Source organism: Rhizobium sp. TBD182 (assembly GCF_001950375.1).
Lineage (GTDB): Bacteria > Pseudomonadota > Alphaproteobacteria > Rhizobiales > Rhizobiaceae > Agrobacterium > Agrobacterium tumefaciens.
The window spans coordinates 136,176-148,415 of record NZ_BDLN01000006.1 but is presented as its reverse complement, the minus strand read 5'-3'; the positions used below and the strand labels follow the sequence as shown (position 1 = coordinate 148,415).

Annotated in this window: 10 protein-coding genes; 6 read left to right on the top strand and 4 right to left on the bottom strand. The window is 57.3% G+C overall.

All coding sequences use genetic code 11. The features are described 5' to 3' along the window. Positions 1–139: 139 nt before the first annotated feature. Positions 140–1,786 carry an ABC transporter ATP-binding protein gene (locus T18_RS18460; protein ID WP_038493662.1) on the bottom strand — a complete coding sequence of 549 codons (1,647 nt, stop codon included), beginning with the start codon at positions 1,784–1,786 and terminating at the stop codon, positions 140–142. A 331-nt stretch (positions 1,787–2,117) separates the two neighbouring features. Here T18_RS18460 and T18_RS18455 point away from each other — a divergent pair, with 331 nt between their 5' ends. Then, a complete protein-coding gene (locus T18_RS18455) occupies positions 2,118–4,145 on the top strand; it encodes a hypothetical protein (protein WP_035252595.1) in 2,028 nt (675 codons plus the stop codon). An 81-nt stretch (positions 4,146–4,226) separates the two neighbouring features. On the opposite strand, the gene T18_RS18450 is transcribed toward T18_RS18455, so the two are convergent. Then, complete coding sequence (locus T18_RS18450) at positions 4,227–4,685, bottom strand: Lrp/AsnC family transcriptional regulator (RefSeq protein ID WP_013761333.1); 459 nt, start codon at positions 4,683–4,685, stop codon at positions 4,227–4,229. Positions 4,686–4,811: 126 nt separating this feature from the next. On the opposite strand from T18_RS18450, the gene T18_RS18445 reads away from it, so the two are divergent. Beyond that, entirely contained in the window at positions 4,812–6,095 is a 1,284-nt protein-coding gene (locus tag T18_RS18445; RefSeq protein ID WP_038493665.1) for a cystathionine gamma-synthase family protein, read from the top strand. A gap of 253 nt (positions 6,096–6,348) precedes the next feature. Continuing rightward, positions 6,349–7,284 (top strand): MYG1 family protein, encoded by a 936-nt coding sequence (locus T18_RS18435; protein ID WP_038493671.1) that lies wholly within the window; start codon positions 6,349–6,351, stop codon positions 7,282–7,284. 151 nt (positions 7,285–7,435) lie between these two features. On the opposite strand, the gene T18_RS18430 is transcribed toward T18_RS18435, so the two are convergent. Further along, on the bottom strand, positions 7,436–8,950 hold the full coding sequence (locus tag T18_RS18430) for an MFS transporter (protein WP_233284959.1): 1,515 nt from the start codon (positions 8,948–8,950) through the stop codon (positions 7,436–7,438). A 133-nt stretch (positions 8,951–9,083) separates the two neighbouring features. Between T18_RS18430 and T18_RS18425 the strand changes: the two genes are divergently transcribed. Beyond that, positions 9,084–9,974, top strand: a complete 891-nt coding sequence (locus T18_RS18425) for a LysR family transcriptional regulator (protein WP_038493677.1) — start codon at positions 9,084–9,086, stop codon at positions 9,972–9,974. A 251-nt stretch (positions 9,975–10,225) separates the two neighbouring features. Beyond that, positions 10,226–11,020, top strand: a complete 795-nt coding sequence (locus T18_RS18420) for an SDR family oxidoreductase (RefSeq protein ID WP_038493680.1) — start codon at positions 10,226–10,228, stop codon at positions 11,018–11,020. Positions 11,021–11,289: 269 nt separating this feature from the next. Here T18_RS18420 and T18_RS28235 read toward each other — a convergent pair whose 3' ends face one another. Beyond that, positions 11,290–11,616, bottom strand: a complete 327-nt coding sequence (locus T18_RS28235) for a GCG_CRPN prefix-to-repeats domain-containing protein (RefSeq protein ID WP_013761339.1) — start codon at positions 11,614–11,616, stop codon at positions 11,290–11,292. Between the two features lie 298 nt (positions 11,617–11,914). Between T18_RS28235 and T18_RS18410 the strand changes: the two genes are divergently transcribed. Beyond that, positions 11,915–12,133 (top strand): hypothetical protein, encoded by a 219-nt coding sequence (locus T18_RS18410; protein ID WP_003517716.1) that lies wholly within the window; start codon positions 11,915–11,917, stop codon positions 12,131–12,133. Positions 12,134–12,240: the final 107 nt, after the last annotated feature.

Here is a 12,240-nt window from a genome sequence, read left to right as displayed (position 1 = left end):
TATTTTTATTATTTAAATCAGACCTTTAAAAGGAAAACCTCTCGCGCCGCCGGATCCACGATAATCCGGCGGTGCAATCGGTCTTTGATGTCGCGCGATGCAAAGTCTGACGAGGTGTCCGGCTCGTCAGACTTCGATGTTATGTGCCGACGGCAGTTGCCGCAGGTTCCCAGTCCGCACCGGGGATCGCAGCAACGAGTTTGCGGGTATAGGGATGGGCCGGCGACCGGAAGATTTTTGTCGGCGGCCCCTGTTCGACAACCGTTCCCTTGTGCATGACAAGCACATCGTCGCAAATCTGGCTTGCGACTCTCAAGTCATGGGTGATGAAGATCATCGCCACCTTCATTTCAGCCTGCACCCGCGCCAGAAGCTCCAGAACCTGCGCCTGTATGGAAACGTCGAGAGCAGACACGGCTTCGTCGGCCACAAGGACGACCGGATCAAACATCAGTGCACGGGCAATGCCGATGCGCTGGCGTTGGCCGCCGGAGAATTCGTGCGGGTAACGGTCATAGGCCTGTTCATCCAGCCCCACGAGCTTCAGAATTCCCAAAGCCTTTATTCTCGCCTCATGCACAGCCATTCCGTGGGCAACGGGGCCGACCGTCAAGATCCTGCCGATCGTATGGCGGGGATTAAGCGACGCGAAAGGATCCTGAAAAATCATCTGGATATAGGGTCGCAACGATCGAAACGTCGTTTCGTCCATCGCTGCTATGTCACGGCCATCGAAGCATATTGAACCGCCATCCGCCTCCAGCAATTTCAGCAGGACACGCCCGAGCGAGGACTTGCCCGACCCGCTTTCGCCAACGATACCAAGGGTCTGGCCCTTGTGAAGCTTGAAGCTGACACCATTGACTGCCTTGACGATACGGGCCTTTCGGAAAAACGAGCCGGAGCTGCGATATTCCTTCTCAAGATTTTCGACCTTGAGAACGACGGGAGCTTCTTCGCTGACTGAACGCTCAGTGCTCCGCATCCGCGGAACCGCAGCGACAAGTCGCTGGGTATAGGGGTGGACGGGATTGACCAGAACCTGGTCGGCCCTTCCCTGCTCCACAAGATATCCCTTCTCCATCACCACGACGCGATCGGCAATTTCGGCAACGACGCCGAAATCGTGGGTGATGAACATGACGCTCATGTTCTTGCGCTTCTGTATCTTGCGGATGAGCTCAAGGATCTGCGCCTGGGTGGTAACGTCGAGAGCGGTTGTTGGCTCATCGGCAATCAGGACATCTGGATCGAGTGCCAGAGCCATGGCGATCATGACCCGCTGGCGTTGTCCGCCAGACAGACGGAATGGATATTGCAGCCGCATCAGAGGCGGGTCGGGAAGACCGACTTCTTCAAGTAGATCCAGAACCTTGGTCTTGCGGGTTTCAGGCGTTCCATAGCCATGCGCTTCAAGCACTTCGGCGATCTGATCCCCGATTGTCATCAGCGGATTGAGCGCGGAGAGCGGATCCTGGAAAATGATTGAGACCGCCTGACCACGCAGCGGCCGGATTTTATCTTCCCTGGCCGCAAGTATGTCCATTCCCTTGAAATGGATTTCGCCGGAGCTGACTTTTATCACGGGCGACAAGAGCCCCATGATCGTGCTGGCAGTGACGGATTTGCCGGACCCGGATTCACCGATAATGCACAGGATTTCACCTGCGTGGAGGTCGAAAGAGATATTCTTGACCGCGTGGGTGCGCTCCATTCCCGGCGGAAGATCCACCGTGAGATTGCGAACGGACAGCACCACGTCGGCTGACGTGGTTGGATGCGACATAAGTTCCCCTTGTTTTTTTGTAACTTTGTTCGCTTTGGCCGACGCTTCATACGTCGGAAACAATATGGTGGACTATGTCTACTATATTGTCCAGTGAGGGGCGGCAGCTGAGACGCTCGAACCGGCACCGCGTTGGCGCTGCCCAGCATTCTTGACCTTTATGATCTGCAAAATGCCAGGCGGTCCCGTTTGATGTTTGGTCAGGAGCGGACCCGGCGTTTTGCGTTTTGGGACAAGTTCTCCAACTGTCCCGCTAGCGCCCACTTGCGGAGCAACTTTCGCGTGCTTAAAAGGCGTGCAGTTTCAAATCGCGTCGGAGAGGACCAATTTCGTGGAACAGGTAAATACCCAAACCGGTAAGGGCCGGACCAAAGCTTTATGGGCAGCGGTTGCGATTATTGCTGTTGCTGCTGCAGGCGTCATCGGGGGTAAGGCCTTCTACGAAGCAAAGGTCAGCGAACTCGTTGCTCGCACTGGCGCAACTGCCCGTTCCGTTGAGGTTGATTTCCTCGGGCAGATTCATATTCGCGAACTGGCCTTGCCGCTTGCCGATGGCAAGAACATCCGGATTGCCGCTATCGATGGACGTCCAAAATTTCCTTTCCTGGATGGCGCACTGGAGCTGAACGACATCAATGTTGATGTGCCAACCGGCAAGATCTCGATGGCGCATGCGCGTGTCGAGAATGCCGCGTTCACAAAACCGGATGCGGCTGAAGTATCCGGAGACGGAAATGCCAACTCTCTGCCTAAGCGCATAGAGCGCTTTGCAGCAGAGCGTATTTCCACGCCTGAGATGACATTCACGCAGTCCATCGCCACCACCGAGCAGAAGACTGTTTATAAGAACGTAGCCTTCTCGGACATCGCCAAAGGCCGGGTCGCCCGATATTCCATCGACAATGCCAGCTACGACATCCAGATGGATCTACCGGACAGCACTGGCGCGATGAAGAAGAAGCACTTGGTCGTATCGACCGGCGCCATAGCCGGGCAGGACTTCGATGCCGCTTACCTCGCAAGGCTCTATACGGAAAAAGCGGGTCCCGAAGATAAGGACGCAAAGCTTCTCTATGGCCCGCTCTCCGTCAGCAAAATCTCGTTCTCAGACGGAGACGGTCATTTCACTTACGATGAAATACGCAGCGACGGCTTCAGCGCCCGCATGCCGGCCGAGCCGCTTCTGGAAACGATGAACGCGCTTTCGGCGACCAAAAATACCGACGAGCTTTCACCTCAGGAACGCCAGGCAATTTTCGCCAAGGCCTTGTCCATTCTCGATATGATTGGCAAGAGCAACATGCAGTTGCTCGGGTTCAAGGCCGACGCACCTGATGAAAGCGAAGGGGCTGCCGGCAAAAGGGTCAAGGTCGGCATTGATCGTATCGATATGCAGATGGACAGCCGTAAGCTCGACTTCGGCTTGAATGGCATGTCGATCGGAAATGGCGTCGACACGATCGAAGTCGCCGAGGCAAGCCTCAAGGGCTTTGACTGGAGTTCCACAATCGAGAGTCTCTCCAAAATCGTCGGGCTTGACGACAAGCAGATCGAGACTTTCCCGTTTAATCACCTGATACCGGAACTGGGCACCGTCCGCGTCGGAGGCATCAATGTTGATGTCGCCGCCCCGGAACAGACAGACGACGAGACTGGTGAAAAGACGGAGGGCGTGCCTGAGCGCATCAAGTTCACGCTCAGGAATTTCGAGATGGGTCTGACAAAGCCCTTTAACGGCATACCCACAGATATCGTGATCAGGCAGGATGACCTTTCTCTTCCGATCCCGGAAGATTCGACCGAGGAAGTTTTTGTCGAAGCCCGCAAACTGGGTTTCGAGGCACTCGCCCTGTCTTATGCCCTTGCCGCCGGCTGGGATGAACCGAACAAGAACCTGGTGATCCGGGAAATCTCCATGCGCGGCAAGGATATTGGCAGCGTCAATTTTTCCGGTCTGGCGAGCGGGTTCACGGAGGAGTTCTTCTCCTTCGACACCAATCGTACCCAGGCCGCCCTCCTGGGGCTCGCGGGTCGCGAGGTAAAGCTGACGATCAAGGACGAAGGCATGATGGCCAAGGCTATCAAGCTGTATGCTCTGCAAAACGACATGACCGAGGATCAAGTGCGCGGTGTTCTGACACTCGTGGCAAGCGCGGGGTTGCAGCAGATCGCAGCTGAACAGCCCAAACTCAAGAATGCGGTGGACGCGTTGCTTCGCTTCATCAACAACCCAGGTACTCTTACGGTTACCGCCCGCTCCACTGGACCAAACGGTCTTGGTCTTTTTGATCTGGTTGCAGCGTCTGAAAACCCGATGCTTCTTCTCGACAAGGTCGATATCCAGGCGACGGCCGAGTAAGTCGTCCGATCGCACCCCCAAACGGTTCAAGCTCCGGTTCTCGGAGCTTGAACACACCGGGCGCGGAGCTTCTAGCAAAGCTCAGATGCGCCGCGCCTTGATCGTGTTCATGACAAAGCTGGTCTCGATGGTGTCGACGCATTTCAGCTTCGCGATCTTCTCCTTGATGAAGCGCTCGTAGTCCTCGAGCCCACCGCACATGACCTTGAGCATGTAGTCCCTCGAACCCGTGACGAGGTGACATTCCAGAACCTCGTCCCAGTCCAGAACGGCCGCCTCGAACATCTGGATTTCGTCATCGTGCTGGCGACTGAGGCGGATGGATGCAAGCGCGGTCATCGTCCATCCCTCGATTGCCGGATCGACGATCGCGGAATAACCTTTAATCACCCCCGTCTCTTCCAGCCGTCGCAGCCTCCGCAGACATGCAGATGCCGACAAGCCGACTCGCTCGGCAAGTTCGTTGTTGGTGATCCTTGCGTCGGCAGACAGCTCCTTGACTATCCGCCGGTCGATCGGATCTGCAATTTTTTGCGACATAAAGCACAATTCTCCGCAATATATTGCTTCATCAGACATATCCACGCTTCAGAATGCAAGGTATTTTGGCTTGATTGGATGTAAGCTGCGGACAGTTCAACGTCTGTTGAGGAGGACCTTCCGCAAATGACTGCACCGCATCCGTCTAAAACCCATATCGGCAACCACGCTCTCCATCCTGAAACCCAGATGCTCAATTACGGCTACGATCCGGAATTGTCGGAAGGAGCGGTGAAGCCGCCTGTGTTTCTGACCTCGACCTTCGTCTTCAAGTCGGCGGAGGACGGTCGCGACTTCTTCGACTATGTCTCCGGCCGCAAGGAGCCGCCAGCAGGCAGAGGTGCAGGCCTCGTCTATTCGCGTTTCAACCATCCCAATAGCGAGATCGTCGAGGACCGCCTTGCCGTTTACGAACGCACCGAGAGTTGTGCGCTCTTCTCGTCCGGCATGTCCGCCATTTCGACGACGCTTTTCGCTTTCGTCCGGCCCGGCGACACCGTACTCCATTCCCAGCCTTTGTACGGCGGCACTGAGACGCTGCTGGCCAAGACCTTCCACAATTTCGGCGTTTCGGCGGTAGGTTTCGCCGATGGTGTCAGCGAGGCCTCGGTGATATCCGCCGCAGAGGCTGCGATGGCGAAAGGCAGGGTATCCGTCATCCTCATCGAGACCCCCGCCAACCCGACAAACAGTATTGTCGATATCGCTATGATCAGCCGCGTTGCCGACGTGATCGGCCAGAAGCAGGGGCACAGGCCAATCATCGCGTGCGACAACACACTCCTCGGTCCGGTGTTCCAGCGGCCTATCGAGCACGGTGCCGATATCTCGCTCTATTCACTGACAAAATACGTTGGCGGGCACTCCGACCTCATTGCCGGAGCAGCGCTCGGTCGCAAGGATGTCATGAAGCAGGTGAAGGCATTACGCGGAGCGATAGGCACGCAGCTCGACCCGCATTCGTGCTGGATGCTCGGGCGCTCGCTTGAGACGCTACAAATCCGCATGGAGCGGGCAAATAGCAATGCCGAGGTGGTGGCCGAATTCCTGAAGGCGCATCCCAAGGTCGAGAAAATCCATTATCTGCCGTTTCACGATCCGGCGTCCCCGGTTGGCAAGGTGTTTGCAGATCAATGCACCGGTGCGGGATCGACCTTCTCGTTTGACATTGCGGGCGGGCAGGCAGCGTCTTTCAAATTCCTCAACGCTCTCACGATATTCAAACTCGCGGTCAGCCTTGGCGGTACGGAATCTCTCGCCTCCCATCCTGCAACGATGACGCATTCGGGTGTTCCGGCCGACGTCCGCCAGCGCATTGGTGTGCTTGATTCCACGATCCGGCTGTCAATCGGCATCGAACATCCCGACGATCTGGTCGCCGACCTGACCCTCTCTCTGGATGCCGCCTGACGAAGAGGCAAATGCCGCTCCTCCCCGACTGCAATACCTATGGGTTTTCCAGTACATACGAAACACGGAAATCAACGTAGTGCAGGAAGGCGATAAGGGGAGCGGCGTTACCTTCCACTACGAGTGGAGCCAGTCCCGAACCGGCAATATGATACAGAAGCGGCGAATGACGGGTTGAGATGGCGTCGGGCAAAGGGTATCAGGTGCCTCAATTCCAGGCGGACCTCCCGCAAGCAACAAGGCTTATCCTGACATGATCCCGGATTTTCTCGTCACCCATTCCGGTGGCTTCCATGCCGACGAACTGCTGTCCAGCGTCATCCTGACCCGACTTTTCCCGCAGGCACGCATCGTCCGCAGCCGGGCGCCGGAATGGATCACCCCCGGCGTGGACCGCATCATCTACGATGTCGGCGGCGCCTATGACGCGACAAGCAGGATATTCGATCACCATCAGCGCGGCGCGCCGCTGAGGGATGACGGTCAGCCATATAGTTCATTCGGACTGATCTGGAAGCATTTCGGCCGGGACTATCTTGCCGCCTTCGGCATCCCCGATGAACTTGTCCAAACCGTCCATACCTCTTTCGATGGCAGCTTTGTGCTGCCGGTCGATCTGGTCGACAATGGTGCGGTCAGCCCCTCCGTCGCCGGGCCACTGGTTGCGCTGACGCTGCCTGTCCTGCTGGAAACTCTGAAACCTGTTTTTGACGAGACCGACCCCGAAGCCGATGATCGCAGTTTCCACGCGGCGCTCGTCATTGCCCGCAGCTTCGTCGAGGCAAAAATAGCCAAAAGCGCTGCGAAACTGCGCGCCGAGGCGCTTGTAATGCAGGCTATCGTCGATGCCGGTGAAGGTCATATTCTGGAATTGCCGATGGGGATGCCGTTTCGGCCCGCCATTGTGAAGGCAGGCGCCGACAATCTGCTGTTTGTCGTTCACCCGCGTGACAAGGACTGGTGTCTGACCGGTATCCGTCGCGCAGATGAAGGCTTTGAACTGCGGGCAGACCTGCCTGCGGCATGGGCTGGCCTTACAAATGGCGATCTGGAAGCCGTTTGCGGCATTGAAGGCGCGAGTTTCTGCCACAACGGCCGGTTTATTGCCGCCGCCAAAACCCGTGATGCCGCCCTCGCTATGGCAGAACTGGCTGTGAAAGAGGCGATCTTGCCTGCTCCCGTAGTCTAGTTCATTGAACAACGGCACATGAGTAGGAGATCGCCCGGAAGGCGGGCCGGCGGAGCATATCAAAGGATATGCCCGCAAATGTTCTTCGGCCGCATCACTGGACTCTCCTCCTCCATGCCCAACCGGGAACACCGTGTTCGTTCCCGATAATCTACGGAGCCGTCACCTTGTCGGCGACCGCAGTACTATTGGGCAGCAGGAACAGGACTGCGATGGCGCATAGCGTCGTCACCGCGGCAAGCCACCAGCAAAGTGTCGAAAACGCAGTCTGATAGGCATCCCGCAACAGGTCGTCCCCGATGTGGGACGATATTGCCGCTGCACCCGCCAGGTCGCCCACTGCCAGACGCTGACCTGACTGATTCAAGAGGGTCGTAGACAAAGGCGCCAGCCGTCCGAGGGATGCTGAGGTCAATGCCGACAGGGCGGCGCTGACGACTGCAAGCGCGATGCCCTCACCGGCAACCCGCACGGTACTGAATATGCCGGTCGCCATTCCCGCACGCTCCACCGGCACGACGCCAACGGACAAGCCATCCATCAGGCCCCATGGCAGGCCTGCGCCCACCCCGATGACGAGCATGGGCAGAACGATCATGGCTCCATCCTCTGCAGTGAAGCCGGCAAGCCAGACGAGGCCAGAGGCGGCGATCAGCAGGCCGATGCCGCAGAGCATGCCCGGCGAAACATGACGCGCCAACATCGTCGCGACTATAGGCACCACCAGCATCGGAGCCGACAGTCCCAACATGATGAACCCCGCCCCGATTGCTCCTTGTTGCTCGATACCGATGAGGCGCAACGGGATGATAACAAGAAGAACAACGAAACAGGCGCAGGTGGCGATTGGCAATAGCTGCACCCCCACGAACCGCGGATAACGGAACAGCGATAAGTCCAGCATCGGTCGCGCCGCCCGCATTTCGATCAAGACGAAGGCTGCAAGCGAAAACGCAAATCCTGTGCTGAAAGCGATGATACCGTTAGACCCGAGAACAGGCAGTTCGATCATCGCAACGGTGAAGAGGGTGAGTGTGAGGGTAAAGCTTGCAGCGCCCAGCCAGTCGAGTTCCGCCGCATTGGGATCCCTCGTTTCACGCATCCGTGGCGGGCCGAGGATCAGGGCAAAGAGGCCGATCAGGCCGCCGGCAAGGAATATTGCCCGCCATCCGACCGTTTCAATCATCAATCCCGTCAGCAGCGGACCAGATGCAAGACCGACGCCGAAGGTCGTTCCAAGCAACCCAAAGGCACGCGTCCTAGCGTGGCCGTCGAATTCCTGCGCAAGTGCGGCCGTACCTCCGGCCAGGGCCGCGGCGGCGCCCACGCCTTGACCGGCACGTAGCAGATCGATGATCCACACCGAAGGCGCAAATCCAAGCGCAAAGGAGAAGCCGGTAAACAGCGCAAGGCCGATCAAGAACACCCGCCTTCTGCCATATCGATCTGCCAGCGCGCCTGCCGCCATCAGAAGACTTCCGAAAGCCAGCATGAAGGCATTGGTGATCCAGGTGAGGGATGCAGGCGATCCCCCGAGGTCCTGCCCGATCGCCGGTGTGGCAACCGCACCGGCGGAGAAGTTCAAAGGAAGGGTCAAGGCGGCAAGACACACCGCCACCAATACCGAATTCCGGCTGGCTGAGGCTCTATGAGGGGCGTCGTTCATGCGAACTCCAATCGTGAAATGGCATCGCGACACCAAGGTCGCGTATCGGCATCCATCCTCATCAGACGACATGAATTCGACAATCGGCCTCACGGGCCTTTCATTGCGGATTAAAATTCTCTAATCAGTGACAATGGATAAGTTGAGCGAGATCGATGCCTTCGTCCGGGTTGCCGAAAGGCTGAATTTTGCCAAGGCCGGGCAGAGCCTGGGGCTGTCACCTTCTGCTGTCGGAAAGAGCGTTGCCCGACTGGAGGCATCTCTGGGCGTACGGCTGTTCAATCGCACCACCCGGCAGGTCTCTCTGACCAATGAAGGGGCAATGCTGTTTGAGCGGTATCGGTCCATCCTGACCGATCTGCGCGACGCACATGAAGCAGTAACGGACAATCTGGCCCTGCCCCGCGGCAGTCTGCGCGTGACGCTTCCGACAATCGGATACCGCTTTCTGCTGCCGATCGTGCCTGAATTTCGCCGGCGTTATCCCGATATCGATCTGGAACTCGACTTTAACGACAGGCGTGTCGATCTGATCGAGGGCGGCTTTGATGCTGCAATCCGCAGTGGCGAGCTTGATGATTCCAGCCTGATAGCGCGGCGTCTTGGTCCATTCCGCTTCATTTTATGCGCGTCGCCGGACTATTTTCAACGAATGGGCACGCCCCGGCACCCCAGCCAATTGCCAGAGCATGAAGCATTGCGCTTCCGCTTTCCGACCTCCGGCAGGTTTCAGGAATGGCTGCTGGAAAACGGCGACAACCCCCTGTCGAGCATGCGTATCGCCCTCACCTGCGGTAATATGGAGGCGATAAGGGCGGCGGCGATTGACGGGATGGGGCTCGCTTACATGCCTGAATTCCTGGCGACGGACGCCATCAGGGATGGCTTGCTCGAGACGGTCCTGAACGAACATCTCGCCGCACCAGGCCAGTTTTCAATTGTCTGGCCATCAGCCCGCTTCATGGCGCCGCGGCTGCGCGCTTTCATCGATTTTGCGATCGAAAATCTGTTTGTCGAAACGTGACTGGAGTATCTGCGCATGACAGATGCCGGCGGGCTTATGCGCGCCGGTGGAGTTCGTCCATTGAAGCCATCGGCGGACTAGTACGGTGCATTTCTTGACCGATAAGACGGTGGTGGGTAGATAAAGGATGCAGATGAGGAGTTTATGACCATGGACAAAGATCGCCGATAATCCGGACTTACGTCGATGACAGCGCAGTCTTTTTAAAACGACGCGTTGGCTAGCTCAGCATTTGCATCAAAGGAACATTCATGCCCAGACTTTCTGGAAAGACCGCACTCGTGACCGGCGCGGCGCGCGGAATTGGTGCGGCTATCGCCCAAGCGTTTGCTGACGAGGGCGCACAGGTCATCGTTACCGATATAGACGTGGATGGCGGCTTGTTGACCGCAGGCTCAATCGGCGGGAGGTTTGTCCGTCTCGACGTCGCATGCGAGGCAGACTGGGCGAAAATTGCCAGTCAATTTCCCAAGATGGACGTCGTCGTCAACAATGCGGGAATAACAGGCTTTGAAGGACCGTTCGAAGGGGCCCCGCCAGCCCATGATCCAGAAAATGCCCAACTTGCTGATTGGCACAAGGTTCATGCGGTCAACCTGGATGGCACCTTTCTGGGCTGCCGTTATGCCATCCGCGCCATGCGAGCAAATGGTGCGGGGTCGATTATCAACATTTCCTCACGCTCAGGGCTTGTCGGAATTCCAATGGCAGCGGCCTACGCCTCATCCAAGGCCGCCGTCCGCAACCACACCAAGAGCGTGGCCCTATACTGCGCCGGTCAGGGCCTGAACATCCGGTGCAACTCAATTCACCCTGCAGCCGTGATGACACCGATGTGGGAGCCGATGTTGGGAAATGGCCCAGATCGCAAAGATCGTGAAGCCGCGCTGGTCAAAGAAACGCCCATGCAACGCTTTGGCAGGGCCGAGGAGGTAGCCGCACTCGCAGTCCTGCTCGCATCTGACGAGGCAACTTATATGACTGGGGCCGAACTGAACATCGATGGCGGCATTCTTGCAGGATCAGCCGCAGCACCGGGAAGCTAGAATAACGGGCTATGGAATGACCGCACCTTCTTGGTCCATTGCCCCCATTATGACGGAAGATAGTAAAGGTCGAATTTCCACCGATCAGTTCTGTGGCACTCCCGGTAAACGCGTCAAAACCTTGGATCATTTGGGAAGAGTTCGGCCCAAATGATTTATGACGGCAATTGGCGCAAACCGATCAATCTATGCGTTGAAGATCGTCGCTAAAAACTCAAGACGCACCCAGATGGAAAAGGCCCTCCCGGTTCGGAGAGGGCCTGTTTTCATTACCATCGATAGTCGCGACGGTCTCGCCATTCGCGATGTTCGCGCCAATCTCTGCGCTCGCGCCATTCTCTGCGGGCCTGACGTTCACGCCACTCCCTGCGGGCTTCCCAGCGATCACGTCTGTCCCAGCCGCGCTCATATCTCGGCGGTCCATTGGGCCGGCAATATCCGCGCGGCGATAGATGAAAGCCGCGTCCGCAAGCATAGTCCACACTTTGAACGTTGGATGCCAGGGGTGCGGCCGGTTGACCGACAGGCATCGCGTTCGCGCCACTGCCGAACAGGGCACCGAGAATTATTCCAGCGCTTAAAATCATCTTACGCATTTCATCTCCCTCCTTCCGGGATGGAGGGATTTAGCGCCCTTGCCGGTGAACTGTGGCTGAATGAATCTTGATGTTTTCGTGGCAAAAACTCCACAATTGTGGCAGATGCCGGCTTCGCGTTCCGACCGCTGCGAAAGGGTGAAGCGGCGTCAAGGCGGCGCGGCTCACTGCCCCGCCCCAGTCAATGCAGACCTGTTATTCTTTTATGTGCCAGTGGTTTGAAGGGGCGCGATGTATCCCCTCCGGTTGCAGTCCCGCGGTTTTCGTCATAGTCCTCAAGCGAATGAGGAGACGGTGATTGAACCCCAATCTGGACACAAAGCCCGAACCAAAGCCAAAGAGCAAACGCCTCATCTGGCCTTGGGTGCTGTTGGCCGTTCTAACGCTTGCAGCCGTTCTCACGCTTGCGGGCATCTATATTTACAGGGAGCTGACATCGACGGCCGAGGATCTGGCTCGAACCTGGCGCGACCTCGTGCAATTGTTCTGGCTGATAATGCCGGACCGCCAGCCCTAGTCTTGGGTAACAGAAAGGCGCTAGTGGCAAAGCCTGAGCGCAGCATGGAATCCCAAAAAAAATTGAAGAGTTTGCGGCGGCGGTGTATCGGATCGCAAACTCTGTTT